Genomic DNA, 18,550 nt, shown 5'->3' with positions numbered 1-18,550 from the left:
TCTGCCTATTTAAGTGATGTCACCTGCTTTCAGGGGTGATTTGGTTGTTCTTGCTGCGAAAGGAAATACACTGAGAACAGCACTGCGGAAGAAGGCCGATATCGTGCCTTCGCCGGCCGGGATCAGCGTAAACGACGCCGTGTCCCGCGCCATCAAGACAGTCCTTGCCAGTCTGGAAGACTCCAAGGCCGAAAACATCGTCTCAATCGACATCCAGGGAAAATCGAGCCTCGGCGACTACATGGTCGTCGCATCGGGCCGATCGCACCGTCATGTCTCGGCTGTCGCCGACCATCTCCTCAAGGCGCTCAAGGATGCCGGCCTCGGCACCGCGCGCGTCGAGGGGCTGTCAGGCGCCGACTGGGTCCTGATCGATTCGGGCGACATCATCGTCCATGTCTTCCGCCCCGAAGTCCGCGAATTCTACAATCTCGAAAAGATGTGGCAGGCGCCGGATCTCGAGGAAGAGACACTCCACTAAGCCGATTATTTGCTAATGCATGTCATTGGGTGACATGCATTAGCGGCTTGTAGAGGCGAGATGAAGATATCAGTCCATGTCGTGGGCCGAATGAAAGCCGGCCCCGAGCGGGAGTTGGCCGAGCGCTATTTCGAGCGCTTCGCCAAGAGCGGCCCGGCGGTGGGGCTCGAATTCGCCGGCATCACCGAGATCGCGGAGGGCCGCGCGCAGAGCGCCGGTGAGCGTCAGCGTGACGAGGGATCGAGACTGCAGGCGCAACTGCAGCCGGGCACGGCGCTAATCCTGCTCGATGAGCGCGGCAAGAGCCTGTCCTCGCAGGATTTCGCCAATCGCATCGGACAGCTGCGCGATGGCGGCCGCAAGGCGCTGGTACTCGCCATAGGCGGCGCCGACGGCCATGATGCGTCGCTGCGTGACCAGGCCGAGCTGGTGCTGTCGTTCGGTGCGCTCACCTGGCCGCATCAGCTGGTGCGCGTGATGCTGGGTGAGCAACTCTACAGGGTGGCGACGATCCTGTCGGGCCATCCCTATCACAGATCCTGAAAGCGTCGGGGTCGCACCGAATTCCGCCCCAATGCCACGCAAGAAACGTGGTGGGGGACGGATTTCCTGGTACATGCCGTTGGTCCGGAAACCACCGCCTGTTTTGGGGCGTCACGCATCAACATGGTTGATGGTTCGTTAACGAAGCCGCAGATAGAGTCGATCGCGAATGTCTGAAGGCTGGAAATCGACAATGGGCTCATCGAGGAGGGCCTCCTGGCGCGCACGCTGCGGCATCGCGGCGGCGGCGGTTCTTTTGTCCTTCCATGCGGTGCGGGCCGAGAACACGCTCGACATGGCGCCTGATCCGGACCAGAGCCGCGCCGAATACGAACGGGTTTCCAAGGAAATCACGCTGTCATCGGAACGGCTGGCGAAGCTCGCCGCCGATATCGCCGCGGTCAAGAAGGATCACGCCTCGATCACCGCGGCGCTGATCCAGTCGGCGATGACCGAGCAGAAGCTTGGCCAGGACATCGAGGATATCGGTGCCAAGCTGGAAGGGCTCAAGGGCCAGCAGCAGAAGATCCGCGCCTCGCTGGCGGCGCGGCGTGACGTGCTGGCCGAAGTGCTGGGCGCGCTGCAGCGCATGGGGCTCAACCCGCCGCCGGCGATCCTGGTCAAGCCGGAGGACGCGCTGTCCTCGGTGCGCAGCGCCATCCTGCTCGGCGCCGTGGTGCCGGAATTGCGCCAGCAAACCGATAGTCTGCTGGCCGACCTCAAGGAGCAGACCCGGGTGACGGCCTCGATCGAGGCCGAGCGGGCACGGCTGACGGCGGCGGTCGGCGACCAGGCGGCGGAAAAGAAGCGACTGAGTATGCTGCTGGAAGCCAAGCAGAAGCTCGAGGCCGACACGCAGGCGCAGATGACGGCCGAACAGCAGCGTTCCGAGCAGCTGGCGGCCAAGGCAAACAGCCTGAAGGATCTGATCGCATCGCTCGAGGCGCAGGCTGACAAGACCCGCAAGGCCGCGGATACAGCGAAGGCCGCCGCCGCGAACCAGGCGGGTGACGATCAGACGGGCGGCGACAAAACAGCATCGCTGGCTGCATTGCCGGTTCCCGAAGGCAACCGGCTCGCTGCGGCAGCTCCCTTTTCGGCGCTGCAAGGACAGATCGCGCTGCCGGTCACCGGGCGCATCAAGCGCCGCTTCGGTTCCGATGACGGTAACGGCGCAATGATGCTTGGCGACATGCTTGCGACACAATCGGGAGCCATCGTCACCGCACCGGCGGATGGGAACGTGCTTTATGCGGGGCCGTTTCGCTCCTATGGTCAGCTCTTGATCCTGAATGCCGGCGACGGTTATCATGTCGTTCTGGCGGGGATGAGCAGAATCAGCGTCGTGACTGGCCAGTCAGTGCTCGCAGGAGAGCCGGTCGGTGCGATGGGAGAGGCCCGGGTGGCAAGCACCTCGGTTTCGAAGAATGGAAATGCCACGCCGGAACTCTATGTCGAGTTCCGCAAGGATGGAAAACCCGTCGATCCGGCCCCATGGTGGGCGGACCGTTTTTCTGGAAGGACGTGAAATGATGCGGAAACTGTCGCTTCTGTTTGCCGGTGCGCTGATGGGCGCATCCGCCATGAGCCTTGTCTATGGCGCGCCCGGCTCGGCGGCAAACGCTGCGGGGTCGGAGACCTACAAGCAACTGGCGATCTTCGGCGACATCTTCGAGCGGGTGCGGGCACAATATGTCACGCCGCCCGACGACAAGTCGCTGGTCGAGAACGCCATCAACGGCATGCTTTCCTCGCTGGACCCGCACTCCTCCTACATGAACGCCGAACAGGCGCAGGACATGCGCGTCCAGACCAAGGGTGAGTTCGGCGGCCTCGGCATCGAGGTCACGATGGAGAACGACCTGGTCAAGGTGATCACGCCGATCGACGATACCCCGGCCGCCAAGGCTGGCGTGCTGGCCGGCGACTACATCGCCAAGATCGACGGCGAAGAGGTTCGCGGCCTGACGCTCAACGATGCGGTCGAAAAGATGCGTGGCCTGGTCAACACGCCGATCAAGCTCACCATTCTGCGCCAAGGCGCCGACAAGCCGATCGAACTGACGGTCGTGCGCGACATCATCAAGGTCAAGGCGGTCAAGTTCCGGGTCGAAAACGACATCGGCTACATGAAGATCACTTCCTTCACCGAAAAGACCTATGACGACCTCGAGAACGCCATCGACACCATCAAGAAGCAGGTGCCGGACGACAAGCTCAAGGGTTATGTGCTTGACCTGCGCCTCAATCCTGGCGGCCTGCTCGACCAGGCGGTAAGCGTGTCCGACGCCTTCCTGAAGCGGGGCGAGATCGTCTCGACGCGCGGCCGCGATCCCAAGGACGTCACCCGCTTCGACGCCAAGCCGAAGCAGACCGACGACATCAACGGCAAGCCGATGATCGTGCTCGTCAATGGTGGCTCGGCCAGCGCCTCTGAAATCGTCGCCGGCGCACTGCAGGATCTGCGCCGCGTCACGGTTGTCGGCACGCAGTCCTTCGGCAAGGGCTCGGTGCAGACCATCATTCCGCTCGGCGAGAACGGTGCGCTCAGGCTGACGACGGCGCTCTATTATACGCCGTCCGGCAAGTCGATCCAGGGCAAGGGCATCACGCCCGACATCAAGGTCGACCAGCCATTGCCGCCGGAACTGCAGGGCAGGGATCTGACGCGCGGCGAGTCCGATCTCAAGGGCCATATCAAGGGCGCCGACGAGAGCAAGACCGGCTCCGGCTCCGCAGCCTATGTGCCGCCGGATCCGAAGGACGACCTGCAGCTCATCTATGCCGAGCAGCTGCTGCGCGGCCAGAAGACCGATCCGGCCTTCCCGCCCAATCCGGAAAAGGCCGTGCTCAACCAGTAAGCCGGTCTGGCCGCCTGAACGAAGCAATGCAATGCTGCCGGGATCGAAAGGTTCCGGCAGTTTGATTCGGGAGGCGGGACGAGGCCTCCAGATGCGGCGCCACGGGTGCGCCAGGGTTGAAGAATTCGCGCGCGTGGTCTCGAAGGGAGCCGCCTTCGGAACCATGCGCACCGGGGACAGGGCTTGGCTGATATCGGCAAGGACATCGAACGCCCGCTTGGACAGACTGTCCGGGCGCCGCGTGCCGCCCGCAGGGTCAGCGCGGGCGTGATCGCGGCGAGCGCGATCGTGCTGGTGGTGGTCGGCGTCTCGGCCGCGATCGCGCTCAGGGAAAAGCCGTTCCGCAAGCCGCAGGAAGTCGCCATCTCGACACCGAAAGTGACTGCGGCGGCCGAGCCCGCCGCGTCGCCTCCCGCATTGGCCCCTGCAGCGACGCCAAAGGTGGAGACGCCGGCGAAGACCGGTGGGCCGCAGATCATCCATGTGCAGACGGTGGAAGGCGATGGACCGCCCAAGGCGGAAATCGTCATTCGCGACCCGTCGACCGTCGGCCAGAACCTGAAGATCGCGCATATTCCCGACAAGGCGCTGATCGAAGCCAGCGAAACCGGACCCTTGCCGATGCGCTCCGCCGATGGCCGGCGGCCGTTCGACGTCTATGCGCGGCCCTGGTCCGGTGCCCGCGGTGCCCGCGTGGCGATCGTCATTGGCGGACTTGCCGTGTCGCAGACCGGCACCCAGGCGGCCATTGCCAAATTGCCGCCGGAAGTGACGCTGGCGTTCGCGCCGCAGGGCAACAGCATTGGCCGCTGGATGCAGGCGGCCAGGCAGAGCGGACATGAGATCGTCATGCAGGTGCCGCTCGAACCGTTCGATTATCCCAACGTCAATCCCGGCCGTAACACGCTGACGGTGGCGGCCAGTGCCGAAGAGAACCTGAAAAGCCTGCACTGGGCGCTGTCGCGGACGACGAACTATACCGGTGTGATGAACTATATGGGCGCGCGGTTTTCCGCCGATACGGCGGCGATGGAGCCGTTCATGGCCGAACTCGGCAAAAGGGGCCTCGCCTATATCGACGACGGCTCATCGGCGCGCAGCCTGGCACCTGACCTGGCGCTGAAGGACGGCGTGCCCTTCGTCGCCGGCGACATGGCGATCGACGCGGTCCAGGATCGCGGCGCCATCCTGAAGAAACTGGACAGTCTGGAGGCGACCGCCCGCGCCAAGGGCACTGCCGTCGGCATCGGCTCGGCTTTCGACCTGACCGTCGACACGGTGTCGTCATGGGTGGCCGAGGCCAAGAAACGCGGCATCGAGATCGTGCCGATTTCAGCGGTGGCCATAGACCCGCAAAAAGGCTAACAGCCATCCTGGTATCTCTGCTCCGGCGGGCATCTGGCGGTGTTTCCGTGCTTCCGCTCCTCGAAACCACTCGCCGCCCGCCTTGCCGGAGCGAATTCTCAAGACGGCTGGAACTCGTTGCTCATGGCCAAAACGATCGATCGCGAAACGCTGCCCTACCGTCCCTGTGTCGGTCTGATGATCCTCAATGGCGAGGGCCTGGTCTGGGTCGGGCATCGCATCGCCGAACCCGACAGCGAATTCGCCGGCACCACGCAGCTTTGGCAGATGCCGCAGGGCGGCATCGACAAGGGTGAGGAGCCGCTGCAGGCGGCGGAGCGAGAGCTCTACGAAGAGACCGGCATGCGCAGCGTTTCGCTGCTCGCCGAAGCGTCGGACTGGATCAACTATGATCTGCCGGACCACCTCGTCGGCATCGCCTTCAAGGGGCGCTATCGCGGCCAGACGCAGAAATGGTTCGCCTTCCGCTTCCACGGCGATACCAGCGAGATCCAGATCAATCCGCCGCCGGGCGGCCACACCGCCGAATTCGACAAATGGTCGTGGCGGCCGATGCGGGACCTGCCCGATCTGATCGTGCCGTTCAAGCGCCAGGTCTATGAAGACGTGGTGGCGGCGTTCCGGCACCTTGTGCCATAGAAGGACGGGGTGCGGGTCGTGGTTCGAAGGGCCGCAGTTGCCGCGCCCGCCTCGCGGTCCTATTGATGTTCTATCCGCTAAAAGGAGGGTCGTCATGAACGACGCCCCCACAAGATTGCTGCCCGATGACGTCACCGCCGTAAGCGAAGCGGCGGCCGGGGCCATCCTGACCATCGATCTTGGCGCGATTCGTGAAAACTACCGGCGGCTGAAGGCAAGGCTGGCAGGCGTGCGCTGTGCCGGCGTGCTCAAGGCCGACGGCTATGGCCTTGGCGCAGCGCAGGTGGCATCGGCATTGACCAGAGAGGGATGCGACATCTTCTTCGTCGCGCTACTGGCCGAAGGCATCGATCTGCGCAAGATGGTCGGGACTGGACCGGACATCTACGTGCTGAACGGGCTGCCGCCGGGCTCCGAGCCGGAAGCGGTGGCGGCCGGCCTGTGCGCGGTCATCAATAGTGGCGCGCAGTTGAAAGCCTGGCGCGCGGCGGCGCATCGCGCCGGCCGCAGGCTGCCGGCCGCCATCCAGGTCGACAGCGGCATGTCGCGGCTTGGCATGGCGCCGGCCGAAGTCGGGACGCTGGCCGGGGATGCCGGCGCTTTCGATGGGATCGACGTCAGATATGTGATGAGCCACCTGGCCTGCGCCGACGAGCCGCGCCATCCAGCCAACGAACAACAGCGGCTGGCCTTCGAACGGCTGCGCGCCATGTTGCCCGCGGCGCCCGGCTCGCTTGCCAATTCGTCCGGCATTTTTCTCGGGCAGGGCTACCATTACGATCTCGCCAGGCCGGGGGCGGCGCTCTACGGCATCAATCCGACGCCCGACGAACCCAATCCGATGCTGCCTGTCGTGCGGCTGCAGGCCAAGGTGGCGCAGACGCGCCGCGTCGAAAAAGGCACCGGCATCGGCTATGGCCATACTTATCACGCGCAAGGTCCGCTGAGCCTTGCGACGATTTCGTTCGGCTATGCGGACGGTTGGCTGCGACGCTCCGCTTCGGCGGCCTGGTTCGAAGGCGCGCGTCTGCCTTTCCTCGGGCGTGTGTCGATGGATTCGATCATTCTCGACATCTCCGCCCTTCAACCCGGCAAACTGCGCGAAGGCGATCTGGTCGAGCTTCTAGGCCCCTCGCAGAGCGTCGACGATGCCGCCGGCCATGCTGGCACCATCGGCTATGAAATCCTGGCCAGTCTCGGCCCGCGCTTTCACCGGCACTATATCGGCGGTTGAGCGGTTTGGCCGCGCTTGACAAGCGGGCGCCTGTCGGCAAGGGTCGGGGCATGAGCAACCTCGCTTATATCAGAACCTTGTTCAGGGTCTGCCCGATCGCGGGATCGTAGCCCCGGCGCGGCCGCCTTTCGGGCGTCCGTCCGTACCGGGGCATCCATACATCCACAATCGTCATCAAGCCGTACGGCCCTTCGTGGCTGCCGGCTTTCATCAAGCCGCAATCAGCGCGGCGGCAGGCGCGCATCCGTTCGATGCGCCGATCCATGAGGTTTGCCATGCAACATGCAACGGGACTGCGTCCATCGAGCCGGATTCTGATCAGCAACACCGACCATGACAGGTTGACCGGGCTGGCAAGGGCCCTGCTCGACCGCGCGCCCGAGACGGCCGAAGAGCTGCTCTCGGAAATGGACCGGGCGGTAGTGAAAGACGCGGCGGCGATGCCGGATGGCGTGGTGCGGATGGGTTCGACGGTGACGGTCCGCGGCGAAGGCGGAGACACACAGCGCATCGTGCTGGTCTATCCCGGCGAAGCCGACATTGCCGAAAACCGGATCTCGGTGCTGACGCCGATGGGAACGGCGCTTATCGGTGTCAGCGTCGGGCAGGCGGTGTGCTGGAACGGTCGTGGCGGCCGCAAACTGTCGGTGACCGTGGAGGCCGTCGATATCCCCGCCGGCAGCGGGCGCTGATCGTGGAGGCGGTGATGAGGAACATGAGCTGCCGCCTGACGACGAAGGATTTCGCCGTGCTCGAAGTCATGCTGGAGCGGCGGCGGGCATTCGCGGATCCGATCGTCTGGATGATCGAAGAGAAGCTTGCCAATGCCGGCGTCGTGCCGGTCGATTCGGTCGAAGCCGATGTCGTGACGCTGAACAGCAGGGTGGTGTTTTGCGTCGATGCCGGCGCGGCCGAGACGCGCACCCTGGTGCAGAACGAGGTGCGCGGGCCGGTCGGCTCCAGCCTGTCGGTGGCGACAAGGCGTGGGCTCTGCATGCTCGGCATGGCGCAGGGCCAGACGGCATCGATCGAACACCCTGATGGCAGGCGGGAGGCGATCCGGGTCAAGACGGTGCTCTATCAGCCGGAAGCCGCGCGGCGGGAAGCCTGGGAGAAAGCCTCGGCTGGCGGATGTCGGCCGCATGGATTGACTCTCGTCTACAGCGCCGCAGCCCCGATCCAGCCTCTTGGCGCGGCGGCCGGAATGCGGCAGACAGAGGATGACGACCCCGGTCCCTCGGCGGCGTGAATGGCAACGGCGCGTGGTCTCGAAGATCGGGGACGATTTTCGCCAGGGATCATGTGCAAATCGCAAGTGGGCCGTGTCTATGAACGTCAGACGCGGCATAAGGAGTGAACGATGAAGATCATGGTGCTGGGCGGTGGCGTCATTGGGGTGACCACGGCCTATTATCTCGCCGACGCCGGCCACGAGGTGACGGTGGTCGACCGGCAGAAAGGTCCGGCACTGGAAACCAGCTTCGCCAATGCCGGCGAGATTTCGCCCGGCTATGCCTCGCCCTGGGCCGGGCCCGGCATTCCGCTCAAGGCGATCAAATGGCTCTTGATGAAGCATGGTCCGCTGGTTGTGCGGCCGGCCTTCGACCCGCATATGTGGACATGGCTGGTCAAGATGCTGCGTAACTGCACCGCCGAGCGTTATGCGATCAACAAATCGCGCATGGTGCCGCTGGCCGAGTACAGCCGCGACACGTTGAAGGCGCTGCGCGAAGCGACCGGCATCAGCTATGACGAGCGGACGCAGGGCACGCTGCAGCTGTTCCGCACGCAAAAACAGCTCGACGGCACATCAGGCGATGTCGAGGTGCTGAAGAAATATGGCGTGCCCTATGAAATCCTCGACCAGGACGGCTGCATCACGGCGGAGCCGGGGCTCGCCGGCGTGCGCGAGAAGTTCGTGGGCGGGCTGAGGCTGCCGCATGACGAGACCGGCGACTGCAAGATGTTCACCGATAAATTGGCCGAGCTCTGCGTGGCGCGTGGCGTGAAGTTCGAATACGACATGACGATCTGGCGCGTCATCCGCAGCCGCAACCGCATTGCCAACCTCAGCACCAGCAAGGGTTTCAAGACCGCCGACGCCTATGTCATGGCACTGGGCAGTTATTCGGCGGGCTTCATGCGCCGCATGAAGCGGTCGATCCCGGTCTATCCGGTCAAGGGTTATTCGATCACCGTGCCGATCAAGGACGCCGCCCTGGCGCCGGTGTCGACGGTGATGGACGAGACCTACAAGGTGGCGATCACCCGGCTTGGAGACCGCATCCGCGTCGGCGGCACGGCAGAGATTTCCGGCTTCGACCTCAGGCTGCACGAATCGCGGCGGCGCACGCTCGAACATTCGGTCGGCGATCTCTTTCCGGGCGCCGGCGCTATGCGCGAGGCGACGTTCTGGTGCGGGCTGCGGCCGATGACGCCGGACGGGCCGCCGCTGATCGGCCGCACCGAGCTTTCCAATCTCTATCTCAACACCGGTCACGGAACGCTCGGCTGGACCATGGCCTGCGGTTCGGCCAAGGTTCTGGCCGACATCATATCGAGCCGTGTGCCTGATATCGATGTGCGCGCACTGGCGCAGGAGCGTTATCTGAAATAGCCGAGCCACCGTTCATGACCGATGGGATGTCAAAACGCTTCCTTCACCCACTCCTCGTCGAACAGCAGCCGGTAGGCCCACGGGATGGTCACATTGGTGGCGACGGGGTTCGAGTGGGCGAGGTAGTCGTCATAGATCGGCTTCATGCTGAAGTAGAAAGCGGGATCGAGCACCGTCATGCCGTTCTCCGAGTCATGGAAGAAGCTGCGGTTGTTAAGGTTGACCGAGGAGATGGCGACCAGCCTTTCGTCGATCATCATGATCTTGGAATGCAGCACCACGTCCGGCGCCTTGAACTCGCGGATGTTGATTCGGTCGCCATATTGTTCGACGAACAGCTTGTTGAGCGCGGTGAGAAACCTGCCGCCGATATCGCCCTTGAGATCGATGCGGCCGACGATGTCGATCTTGACGCCGCGGGCGAGCGCCCGGTCGAAGGCGTGGGCGAGGCTCGGCGTCAGATTGAGGTAGGGGTTGACGATCTGGACATGGTGCTGGGCGGCATCGATCAGATCGACGAAATAGTCCTCCAGCGCATGGTCGTCCTCATAGGGCACTGAAATGAAGTGCCGGGCATTGCCGGACGGGCGGCGGCCATCGGCGCGGACCGGGATGGAGAAGGGGCGCGACAGGTTGGTGTCGGCGTCACGCAACCATATTGTCGACAGATGCGCGGCAAGCGTGTCGACCGTCGCATTGTCGGCGAACTCGATATCGAAGTCGCTCCAGTTCGAATAGTAGTTCAGCGACAGGCCATCGGTCTTGCCGTATTGCTGCAGGCCCGGATAGCGCGACAAGTCGATCGGCTGATGGAACAGGAAGCCGTCGTGGATGTTACGGCCGCCGATGATGACGCGGGAGCGCGCGGGATCCCGCGCCAGCGTTGCCAGCATCTTGATGTGATGGGTCTTGTGCAGTTGTGAAATCTGCTCGTCGATCGGCGCGCCATGGTCGGCGCGCCAGCGGTATTCCTGCAGCTCGACATTGGGGAATTCGGCCGCAAGCCGGTGCAGAATGGCGTCGTCCTTTTCGCGCTCGAGCACGTCGGTGACAATGATGCGCACCTTGGTGCCGAGGGCGGCATGATGGCGGATCAGCCGCTCGATGATGCGGCCGGAAAAGTCGGCCTTGAACTCCAGCGAGGACAAATAGATCAGCTTCAGCCTTGGCGCCTTCGAGAAATCGAGCGGCAGTTCCGGATCGCCCTTGTCGATGGCGGCGTCGGATAGCGGCGCGCCCATCAGCGCCTCGACCTTGGCGTTGAAGCCGTCACGCGACTTGCGCAGCAGCCTGGGCTCGCCGATCGGCAAGGCGCAGGTCTGCGACAGCCAACGGCTGGCATAGAAGGCGCGTTCAAGCGCGTCGAGATCGGCGCCGTCGGGAACCGTGCAACGCTGGTAACGGCTGTCGAAGGCAGCAAGCCCGGGATCGGCGGTCTCCTCGCGTAGGATGGTGAGCGGAGCGCCGGCCGGGACGAGGCTGGAGCGGATCCTTGCCGTGCAACGGTTCAGGCTGTCGCCCGGAAACAGGCTGGCCGTGTCGTCTTCGCCCGAGAGGCGAAAGCGGAATTCCGTGCCGGGGGCGATCGTACGCGAGGCTCCGGCGGCGCGGATCGCCAAAGTGCCGTCGCAGGTGCCCTCGATGTCGGCCGGTTGCTTGCCGGCCTGACGCAGCACGATCTCGGTGCTGCGTGCCTGCAGGCCGGAGAATTCGAACGTCTTGGATGCCGAGGGCCGTGCGGCCGCATCGATGTAGAGCGTCTGCCGCGACACCCGCCAGCGTCCGTCGAACTGGCCCTCGCCACTGCCGCCACTGGAGGGCTGGACATGCGCATTGGCGACCGGTCCGGCCAGTTGCTGCAGCGTTGAATAGGTCGCCTGGAAGTCGCGATTGTGGACATCGCGGCGGTTGCGCCCGAACGGGCCGGTGCCGTTGGCGCGATCGAGGGCATCGAGCTGGTTGTGGGCGAGCAGCGCCAGGAACCGTCTTTGGTAGTCGCTGGCGCCGGCATCTCCGAAGAACTGCGCGGCCGCGATCCGCGACCCGGACGTGCTGGCCGACAGCGAGGGCCGCGCGCAGGCCTCCTGTCCCGGCAAGAGGTCGCAGGCATTGCGGCCCGCACCAGCGCAGCCGGCAAGGATTGCCAGTGCGAACAGGGCAAGAATGACGGATGCGCGGACGTTCACCCCGTGGCCCCGGGCTTCATGGCGCTCAACTGCGCCGGATCACGGGGCGGCATGAAGCCTTGTGGGAAGATCTTGCAGATAGGAACGGCGAAGGTGGCGATCAGCAGTTCGGCTTCGCCACGCATCTTGCGGGATGCTGTCCTGTCATCGCGTATCGCCCTCGCCGAGGCAATGAGGGCGCCGTCGCAGTCGCAATGATTGTGACGCGCGATGTAGCAGGCGTCATGGATTTGACAGGCGGCATCGAGGCGATCGACCGGCCGGGCGGAAAGATCGCCGGTGCGGGTGCCCGGACCGCAATAGTTGCCGATGACGAAAGGCGAGGCGCGCGCCATGGCGGAGCGGATCGGTTTGGGCAATTCGGCTTCGGGCACCTTGGTCCACGGATTGGCGCATGCGGAGACAAAAAAAAGCAGCGGCAGGATGGCAAGAACGGCTCGCATGTCTATCCGCGCCAGCTTTCTGAAAGATTTCCCCACCCGGCGGCCCGCGCCGTGCCAGTGGCCGCATGCCTGATGCCACACTGGCCGGTTTTGTGGCAAAGAAAAGGCGGCATTGCTTGCGGCCCGTTGTGTTATTGTGATTTTGGGAGGATCTGCCTGAAGGGCAGAACCCGTAAGGATTTGGGGACCAGCATCTGCATGCGTATCTGCCTTCTCGTCATGACTGTTGGATTTTTGTCCTGCGCTGCGGGGGCCGATGCTGCGGACAAGATGGTCCATGACCGGGCTAACGGATTTTCGCTGACCTTTCCCCAGGAATGGATCAATGAGCCGCCTGCCGACGAGGCGATATTGCTGAGTATAGAATCCAACGATCAGAGTCTTACCTGCATGGTGTCGGCCTCGCTTTACAATCGATCCGGACCCGGCTCGCCGGCCGATCCGCGCAAGCTCATCGAGGACTGGTCGATGAACGACTGGAAGTGGATGATAGGTAGATCATACAGCACAGCCGAGTTCAGCAATGATAAGCTTGCAAGGTTTCCGGACGGCTATCCTGTGCGTCTTGCCGATCTGGACTTTACGGTTATCGACAAGGATACCCGCCTCCATGGCCATTCCAGGTTTGCTTTTTCGGTTCGAGGAGCGCGCTACGGTTATGTCAATTGCAGCGTGATGGGCGAGAGCGCCGACCAGGTTGCGCAGATGTGGGCGCCGCTGGCGGACAAGGCTGAGCGTGTGGTGAATTCGTTCGTTCTCGACTCGCCTTGAACGGCACATTGTGTGCTGGTTTTGCGAAATCAGGTAAACAAACCCCGTTCGCGCTCCACCGCCTTGGTGATGAAGCTGGCGACGATCTGGATGCGGCGCAGCGGCCTGACCGATTCGTGATAGACCAGCCAGTAGGCGCGACGGATGGGCGCCACCACATCGACGGCCACCAGTTCCGGCATCGAGCGGGCGACGAAAGTGTGCAGGATGCCGATGCCGGCGCCAGAGCGCACCGCTTCGGCCTGGCCGAGCGCCGAGGAGATGGCAAAGCTGGTGCGCCAGTCGGCGCTGAATTCGGCCGCGTAGTCGAGCGACGGGCTGACGATGAGGTCGGGCACATAGCCGATGAGCGTGTGCCGGCCGAGTTCGGCCGCGGTTTTGGGCAGGCCATTGGCATCGGCGTAGGCACGCGACGCGAACAGGCCGAGCGAATAGTCGACCAGCTTTCCCGCCACCAGCCGGCCTTCGGTCGGCCGCTCGACGGTGATGGCGATGTCGGCTTCGCGGCGTGAAAGCGAAAAGGAGCGCGGCACCGGCACGAGCTGGATCGTCAATTCGCGATGCAGGGCGGTCAGCGCGCCGAGACGCCTGGCCAGGAAGGCGACGCCAAAGCCGTCCGGCGCGCCGATGCGCACCGTGCCCGAGATATCGTCACCCTCGCCCGATATGGCCGAGCGCGCGGCGATCATGTCGCCCTCCATGCGTTCGGCAATGTCGAGGAAGCGCTCGCCGGCCGGCGTCAACTCGCTGCCGGTGGTCAGGCGGCGGAAGAGTTTCGTGCGCAGCGCATCCTCAAGCGCAGCGATGCGGCGCGAGACGGTGGCGTGGTTGAGTTCGAGCCGCTTGGCCGCGCCCAGAATCTGGCCGGCGCGGGCCACGGCAAGGAAGATGCGGACGTCATCCCAGTTCATGGGGGTGGTCCGGATGATAATTGTCAGCGTTGCGTTCTGTGGCGCCCCCCTTTGTCCTGCCGGACATCTCCCCCACTTGGGGGGAGATCAACCGGCCGCGCCGCTGAGACCTGGCCTGCAATGTCCAAAGTAGGCGAAAGCGGTGATGACAGCCGATCTCCCCCCAAGTGGGGGAGATGTCCGGCAGGACAGAGGGGGGCGCGAAGGGACTCAACCTGACAATTCCAGCGTGACGAACACACCCTCTCATTTGCGAGAATTGATGCTCATCCGTCAATCGTTATCTATTCCGCGCACAACGGTTGCGATCTCCCTCACGTTGCCTTCTGCCGGCCAAAGGCGGACAATGCGGCATTCACAACCTCAGGGAGAGAAAGCATGATCGAATACGGTCATTTCATCGGCGGCAAGCGCGTCGCCGGCACCAGCGGTCGCAAGCAGGACGTGATGCAGCCGATGGACGGCTCCGTGCGCGGCACGGTTGCGCTGGCCTCGGCGCAGGAACTGCGCGCCGCGGTCGAGAACGCCAAGGCGGCGCAGCCGAAGTGGGCCGCCACCAACCCGCAGCGCCGCGTGCGCGTGCTGATGAAGTTTCTCGAACTGGTCCAGCGCGACTATGACGAATTGGCCGACATCCTGGCGCGCGAGCACGGCAAGACTATTGCCGACGCCAAGGGCGACATCCAGCGTGGCCTCGAAGTGGTCGAGGTCTGCATAGGCGCGCCACATATGATGAAGGGCGAGTTCACCGATGGCGCCGGCCCCGGCATCGACGTCTATTCGATGCGCCAGCCGCTCGGCGTCGTGGCCGGCATCACGCCGTTCAACTTCCCGGCGATGATCCCGCTGTGGAAGATCGCGCCGGCCATCGCCTGCGGCAACGCCTTCATCCTGAAGCCCTCCGAGCGCGATCCGGGCGTGCCGATGCGCATTGCCGAACTGTTCATCGAGGCCGGCCTGCCGGCGGGCATCCTCAATGTCGTCAATGGCGACAAGGATGTGGTCGACGCCATCCTTGACGATCCCGACATCAAGGCCATCGGCTTTGTCGGTTCGACGCCGATCGCGCATTACATCTATTCGCGTGGCACCGCGGCCGGCAAGCGCGTGCAGTGCTTCGGCGGCGCCAAGAACCACATGATCATCATGCCCGACGCCGACATGGACCAGACCGTCGATGCGCTGATCGGCGCCGGCTACGGTTCGGCGGGCGAGCGCTGCATGGCGATCTCGGTTGCCGTCCCGGTCGGCAACGACACGGCCAACCGGCTGATGGAAAAGCTGGTGCCGCGCGTCGAAAGCCTGAAGGTCGGCCCATCGACGGATTCTTCCGCCGATTTCGGCCCGCTGGTGACTGCCCAGGCACTGGAGCGCGTCAAGGGCTATGTTGATATTGGCGTCAAGGAAGGCGCCAAGCTTGTCGTCGATGGCCGCGGCTTCAAGATGCAGGGCTACGAGGACGGCTATTACATGGGTGGCTGCCTGTTCGACAATGTCACATCAGACATGCGCATCTACAAGGAAGAAATCTTCGGGCCGGTGCTGTCGGTGGTGCGCGCGCCGCGTTACGAGGATGCTATCAACCTCGCCAACGACCACGAGATGGGCAATGGCGTTGCCATCTTCACCCGCGACGGCGACGCCGCGCGCGACTTTGCAAGCCGTGTCCAGGTCGGCATGGTCGGCGTCAACGTGCCGATCCCGGTGCCGATCGCCTATTACACGTTCGGTGGCTGGAAGGCATCGTCCTTCGGAGATCTCAACCAGCACGGCCCGGATGCGTTCCGCTTCTACACCAAGACAAAGACGGTGACCTCACGTTGGCCGTCCGGCATCAAGGAGGGCGCCGAGTTCGTCATCCCGACGATGAACTGACGGACGATTTCTTGCTTGCGCGTCCTCGCCTTCGGCTGCGGACGCGCGGGCCGGCCTAAGGGACGGTGCCGAGTCGTCATCCCGACGATGATTGATCAAAAGGCCCGGGCGCACCCCGGGCCTTTTGATTCTCACGCCACGCTATATGTCTAAACGCTAATGTGATGGAACAAAGCGGCCGGGCTACGGCTTTTGCTGTATTCCTGCGATGGGCAGGCAATCCGACAGCGCCGGTGTCAACCCGGGGTTCTCGTCTGGCGCAAGGAGGTGTCAGATGAAACGACGTTTTATTGCAACGATATTTTGCACGGCCATGGCAATGTCCGGTGTCGTGCAGGCTGAAGCGGGCGGGCAATGCGCCGCGCGCGCCGACATCGTCAAGGCGCTCGGCGACAATTTCCATGAGAGCCAAGCCGGGCGTGGCCTGATCAACCCAAGCGTGATCCTGGAGGTCTTTGTTTCCGAACAGGGCAGTTGGACCGTACTGGCCTCCGATACCAAGGGCCAGAGTTGCATTCTGTCCGTCGGCGAAGGCTGGGACAGTTCGACAATGAAAGCAGCCCTGCCGGGCGCTTGAGCGAAGTTCTGTGTGTCACTGCCACTATCGCGGCAGGACTCATGCTTGACTGGCGGCCCTTTCCAGCGCACCGCAAGACCCACAACTCGTTTGCGGCGGCCACAGCGACGTCGTCGCGGGACTGGCGCAGGCCTTTCAAGAAAAGCAGATTGGCTACGGCGTGGTCGGACAGGCCACCAATGTCGAGATGTAGGTTTCGGCAAGCGGGTCCTGGACGATGCCGATATCCGACGTGAAGGCCGAAGCTGCATCCTCGCGGCTGGCGAGGGCGGGGAGAACAACCTCACCGTGGCCGCGACGCGATGGCGCACAGGATCTGAGCCGCCCGATCAACGCGTGGCGGCGACCTCGGCATGGCCGCGCAGCAGTGCCATCAGCCTCTTGGCGTCCTTGGCCGCGGCTTCCTCGTCGCCGTCGAGGATAGAGCGGATCAGGGCGACATGGTGCTCGGCGGATTCCGCCAGCCCGGTATCGGCCTTGTAGCGGAACCAGAAGCGGCGGCTGTGGGTCTGCAAGGGCGCGGCCAGCCGTGCGGCGAACGGATTGTCGGCGGCCAGCGCCAGCGCCTCGTCGAGTGCCTTGTCGGCCTGGATGAAGGCAAGCACATTGCCGGAGATGACCGCCTTCTGCATGGCAAGGGCCGCCTCGTGAAACAGGTCGGCGGCCTCGCGGGTGACGAAGCGGGCAGCCGAGCGGGCAAGCACCACCTCGACGCCGCGCCGGGCGTCGAGCACGCGCAGCCAGTCGCCCGGATGCAGCGGCGCAATGGCGATGCCGGCGCGTGGCCTGACGTCCAGCAGCCCTTCCCAGGCCAGCCGCTGGATCGCCTCGCGCACCGGCGTGCGGCCCAACGCCAGCTTTTCGATGAGGGCGCCCTCGGTGACAAAGCTCGCCGGCGCCAGTTCCAACGTGACGATCATATGCTCGAGCACGCGGTAGGCCTTGGTCGCCGCCGGCTCGGACGGCATGCTTGCTTCCATGGATATCAATGGCGGCCTCCTGATATATCTAAAATATATCATAACGGATTCCGCATTGACAGCGGCTTTCTCAACAGATATACGTCTGATATATCAGATGGAGAAATGATCATGTGGACCGGAGTTTTCCCTGCCGTCACGACCAAATTCACCGCCGACGATCGCCTTGACCATGCCGAAATGGAACGCTGCTTCAATCTGCAGATCGAGGCCGGCTGCGACGGCATTATCGTCTGCGGTTCGCTCGGCGAAGGGCCGATGCTGTCGCATGACGAGAAGATCGAGGTGTTGAAGACCGCGCAGAAAGTCGCCGGCAAGAAGCCGGTGCTGCTGACGGTCAACGAGGCAGGCACCCGCGAGGCGGCCAGCATCGCCAAGCGTGCCGCCAGGGAAGGCGCCAATGGCCTGATGGTGGTGCCGAGCCCGATCTACCACACGAATGCGGAAGAGACGGTCGCGGCCCTGCGTGCCGTCGCCGAGGCCGGCGACCTGCCGGTGATGATCTACTCCAACCGGCTCGCCTACCGTGTCGACGTCACCGTCGACCAGATGGAGGAGCTGGCGTCGGACGCGCGCTTCGTGGCCATCAAGGAATCCTCCGACGACATCCGCCGCTCGACCGAGATCATCAACCGCCTGGGCAGGCGTTACGACCTGTTCACCGGCGTCGACAATCTCGCCTTCGAGGCGTTGTCGGTCGGCGCCATCGGCTGGGTGGCCGGCCTGGTCACCGCCTTCCCGCGCGAAACCGTCGCCATCTACCAGCTGATGAAGCAGGGCCGCCGCGAGGAGGCGCTCTCCATCTACCGCTGGTTCCGGCCGCTGCTCGACCTCGATGTCTCGACCTATCTGGTGCAGAACATCAAGCTCGCCGAAGTCTTCACCATCCAGACCAACGACCGTGTCCGGATGCCGCGCCAGCCGCTGTCTGGCGAGCGCCGCAAGGCGGTCGAGAAGATCGTCAAGGATGCACTGGCGGTACGGCCGACACTGCCGAAATTTTGAGAGTAAGTTCTTCTTCCTTCTCATGGGGGAAGATGGCGGCAGCCAGATAAGGAGCAGCGCCC

General features: G+C 63.9%; 19 protein-coding genes. 14 read left to right on the top strand and 5 right to left on the bottom strand.

The genetic code is table 11. The features are described 5' to 3' along the window. The first annotated feature begins 103 nt into the window (after positions 1-103). The 7 genes from rsfS to alr all read left to right on the top strand — a co-directional run bounded on the left by rsfS (position 104) and on the right by alr (position 7,123). Positions 104-481, top strand: coding sequence for a ribosome silencing factor (gene rsfS, locus FJW03_RS22170; RefSeq protein ID WP_135902362.1), 378 nt, complete (start codon positions 104-106; stop codon positions 479-481). Positions 482-541: 60 nt separating this feature from the next. Continuing rightward, on the top strand, positions 542-1,024 hold the full coding sequence (gene rlmH / locus FJW03_RS22165) for a 23S rRNA (pseudouridine(1915)-N(3))-methyltransferase RlmH (RefSeq protein WP_140613378.1): 483 nt from the start codon (positions 542-544) through the stop codon (positions 1,022-1,024). A gap of 169 nt (positions 1,025-1,193) precedes the next feature. Next, on the top strand, positions 1,194-2,552 hold the full coding sequence (locus tag FJW03_RS22160; RefSeq protein WP_140613379.1) for a murein hydrolase activator EnvC family protein: 1,359 nt from the start codon (positions 1,194-1,196) through the stop codon (positions 2,550-2,552). Between the two features lies 1 nt (position 2,553). Next, entirely contained in the window at positions 2,554-3,885 is a 1,332-nt protein-coding gene (locus FJW03_RS22155; protein WP_181165786.1) for a S41 family peptidase, read from the top strand. 183 nt (positions 3,886-4,068) lie between these two features. Beyond that, positions 4,069-5,250 carry a divergent polysaccharide deacetylase family protein gene (locus tag FJW03_RS22150; protein ID WP_140761032.1) on the top strand — a complete coding sequence of 394 codons (1,182 nt, stop codon included), beginning with the start codon at positions 4,069-4,071 and terminating at the stop codon, positions 5,248-5,250. A 123-nt stretch (positions 5,251-5,373) separates the two neighbouring features. Next, positions 5,374-5,889 carry an RNA pyrophosphohydrolase gene (locus FJW03_RS22145; RefSeq protein WP_140761031.1) on the top strand — a complete coding sequence of 172 codons (516 nt, stop codon included), beginning with the start codon at positions 5,374-5,376 and terminating at the stop codon, positions 5,887-5,889. Positions 5,890-5,983: 94 nt separating this feature from the next. Continuing rightward, on the top strand, positions 5,984-7,123 hold the full coding sequence (gene alr / locus FJW03_RS22140; RefSeq protein WP_140613382.1) for an alanine racemase: 1,140 nt from the start codon (positions 5,984-5,986) through the stop codon (positions 7,121-7,123). A 64-nt stretch (positions 7,124-7,187) separates the two neighbouring features. On the opposite strand, the gene FJW03_RS22135 is transcribed toward alr, so the two are convergent. After that, on the bottom strand, positions 7,188-7,388 hold the full coding sequence (locus FJW03_RS22135; protein WP_140761030.1) for a hypothetical protein: 201 nt from the start codon (positions 7,386-7,388) through the stop codon (positions 7,188-7,190). A 10-nt stretch (positions 7,389-7,398) separates the two neighbouring features. Between FJW03_RS22135 and rnk the strand changes: the two genes are divergently transcribed. From rnk to FJW03_RS22120, 3 genes are all read left to right on the top strand, one after another. Further along, positions 7,399-7,815, top strand: coding sequence for a nucleoside diphosphate kinase regulator (rnk, locus tag FJW03_RS22130; RefSeq protein WP_140613383.1), 417 nt, complete (start codon positions 7,399-7,401; stop codon positions 7,813-7,815). Positions 7,816-7,829: 14 nt separating this feature from the next. Next, on the top strand, positions 7,830-8,372 hold the full coding sequence (locus FJW03_RS22125; RefSeq protein ID WP_140761029.1) for a GreA/GreB family elongation factor: 543 nt from the start codon (positions 7,830-7,832) through the stop codon (positions 8,370-8,372). Positions 8,373-8,483: 111 nt separating this feature from the next. Further along, positions 8,484-9,740: a D-amino acid dehydrogenase gene (locus tag FJW03_RS22120; RefSeq protein ID WP_140761028.1), complete on the top strand. Its 1,257-nt coding sequence runs from the start codon at positions 8,484-8,486 to the stop codon at positions 9,738-9,740. A 29-nt stretch (positions 9,741-9,769) separates the two neighbouring features. On the opposite strand, the gene FJW03_RS22115 is transcribed toward FJW03_RS22120, so the two are convergent. Further along, positions 9,770-11,926, bottom strand: coding sequence for a phospholipase D-like domain-containing protein (locus tag FJW03_RS22115; RefSeq protein ID WP_140761027.1), 2,157 nt, complete (start codon positions 11,924-11,926; stop codon positions 9,770-9,772). After that, positions 11,923-12,648, bottom strand: coding sequence for a hypothetical protein (locus FJW03_RS22110; RefSeq protein ID WP_226890432.1), 726 nt, complete (start codon positions 12,646-12,648; stop codon positions 11,923-11,925). Before FJW03_RS22110 ends, FJW03_RS22115 begins: the two co-directional genes overlap by 4 nt. Between FJW03_RS22110 and FJW03_RS22105 the strand changes: the two genes are divergently transcribed. Further along, positions 12,640-13,140, top strand: coding sequence for a hypothetical protein (locus FJW03_RS22105; RefSeq protein ID WP_226890431.1), 501 nt, complete (start codon positions 12,640-12,642; stop codon positions 13,138-13,140). The two genes, FJW03_RS22110 and FJW03_RS22105, sit on opposite strands and share 9 nt — an antisense overlap. Before the next feature lie 29 nt (positions 13,141-13,169). Here FJW03_RS22105 and FJW03_RS22100 read toward each other — a convergent pair whose 3' ends face one another. After that, on the bottom strand, positions 13,170-14,051 hold the full coding sequence (locus FJW03_RS22100) for a LysR family transcriptional regulator (RefSeq protein ID WP_140613388.1): 882 nt from the start codon (positions 14,049-14,051) through the stop codon (positions 13,170-13,172). A gap of 378 nt (positions 14,052-14,429) precedes the next feature. On the opposite strand from FJW03_RS22100, the gene FJW03_RS22095 reads away from it, so the two are divergent. Both FJW03_RS22095 and FJW03_RS22090 read left to right on the top strand, forming a co-directional pair. Then, on the top strand, positions 14,430-15,926 hold the full coding sequence (locus FJW03_RS22095; RefSeq protein ID WP_140761021.1) for a CoA-acylating methylmalonate-semialdehyde dehydrogenase: 1,497 nt from the start codon (positions 14,430-14,432) through the stop codon (positions 15,924-15,926). Between the two features lie 274 nt (positions 15,927-16,200). Continuing rightward, positions 16,201-16,503 carry a hypothetical protein gene (locus FJW03_RS22090; RefSeq protein ID WP_140608398.1) on the top strand — a complete coding sequence of 101 codons (303 nt, stop codon included), beginning with the start codon at positions 16,201-16,203 and terminating at the stop codon, positions 16,501-16,503. 329 nt (positions 16,504-16,832) lie between these two features. Here FJW03_RS22090 and FJW03_RS22085 read toward each other — a convergent pair whose 3' ends face one another. Next, positions 16,833-17,525, bottom strand: a complete 693-nt coding sequence (locus tag FJW03_RS22085; protein WP_181173147.1) for a GntR family transcriptional regulator — start codon at positions 17,523-17,525, stop codon at positions 16,833-16,835. A gap of 69 nt (positions 17,526-17,594) precedes the next feature. Between FJW03_RS22085 and FJW03_RS22080 the strand changes: the two genes are divergently transcribed. Further along, the gene (locus FJW03_RS22080; protein WP_140761017.1) at positions 17,595-18,488 is read left to right on the top strand and encodes a dihydrodipicolinate synthase family protein; all 894 of its coding nucleotides are present in this window, start codon (positions 17,595-17,597) and stop codon (positions 18,486-18,488) included. Positions 18,489-18,550: the final 62 nt, after the last annotated feature.

Origin of the sequence: Mesorhizobium sp. B4-1-4 (assembly GCF_006439395.2) — a bacterium.
In the GTDB taxonomy this organism is placed as follows: Bacteria; Pseudomonadota; Alphaproteobacteria; order Rhizobiales; family Rhizobiaceae; genus Mesorhizobium.
Note: the sequence above shows the minus strand (reverse complement) of the source record. Positions and strands in the feature narration are given on the sequence as shown.

Excerpts from the sequence above, each read along its gene's own strand:
- rlmH (WP_140613378.1), top strand. The coding sequence starts at position 542 with ATGAAGATATCAGTCCATGTCGTGGGCCGAATGAAAGCCGGCCCCGAG.
- FJW03_RS22160 (WP_140613379.1), top strand. The coding sequence starts at position 1,194 with ATGTCTGAAGGCTGGAAATCGACAATGGGCTCATCGAGGAGGGCCTCC.
- FJW03_RS22155 (WP_181165786.1), top strand. The coding sequence starts at position 2,554 with ATGATGCGGAAACTGTCGCTTCTGTTTGCCGGTGCGCTGATGGGCGCA.
- FJW03_RS22145 (WP_140761031.1), top strand. The coding sequence starts at position 5,374 with ATGGCCAAAACGATCGATCGCGAAACGCTGCCCTACCGTCCCTGTGTC.
- alr (WP_140613382.1), top strand. The coding sequence starts at position 5,984 with ATGAACGACGCCCCCACAAGATTGCTGCCCGATGACGTCACCGCCGTA.
- FJW03_RS22135 (WP_140761030.1), bottom strand. The coding sequence starts at position 7,388 with ATGGATCGGCGCATCGAACGGATGCGCGCCTGCCGCCGCGCTGATTGC.
- rnk (WP_140613383.1), top strand. The coding sequence starts at position 7,399 with ATGCAACATGCAACGGGACTGCGTCCATCGAGCCGGATTCTGATCAGC.
- FJW03_RS22125 (WP_140761029.1), top strand. The coding sequence starts at position 7,830 with ATGAGGAACATGAGCTGCCGCCTGACGACGAAGGATTTCGCCGTGCTC.
- FJW03_RS22120 (WP_140761028.1), top strand. The coding sequence starts at position 8,484 with ATGAAGATCATGGTGCTGGGCGGTGGCGTCATTGGGGTGACCACGGCC.
- FJW03_RS22105 (WP_226890431.1), top strand. The coding sequence starts at position 12,640 with ATGGTCCATGACCGGGCTAACGGATTTTCGCTGACCTTTCCCCAGGAA.
- FJW03_RS22110 (WP_226890432.1), bottom strand. The coding sequence starts at position 12,648 with ATGGACCATCTTGTCCGCAGCATCGGCCCCCGCAGCGCAGGACAAAAA.
- FJW03_RS22100 (WP_140613388.1), bottom strand. The coding sequence starts at position 14,051 with ATGAACTGGGATGACGTCCGCATCTTCCTTGCCGTGGCCCGCGCCGGC.
- FJW03_RS22095 (WP_140761021.1), top strand. The coding sequence starts at position 14,430 with ATGATCGAATACGGTCATTTCATCGGCGGCAAGCGCGTCGCCGGCACC.
- FJW03_RS22090 (WP_140608398.1), top strand. The coding sequence starts at position 16,201 with ATGAAACGACGTTTTATTGCAACGATATTTTGCACGGCCATGGCAATG.
- FJW03_RS22085 (WP_181173147.1), bottom strand. The coding sequence starts at position 17,525 with ATGATATATTTTAGATATATCAGGAGGCCGCCATTGATATCCATGGAA.
- FJW03_RS22080 (WP_140761017.1), top strand. The coding sequence starts at position 17,595 with ATGTGGACCGGAGTTTTCCCTGCCGTCACGACCAAATTCACCGCCGAC.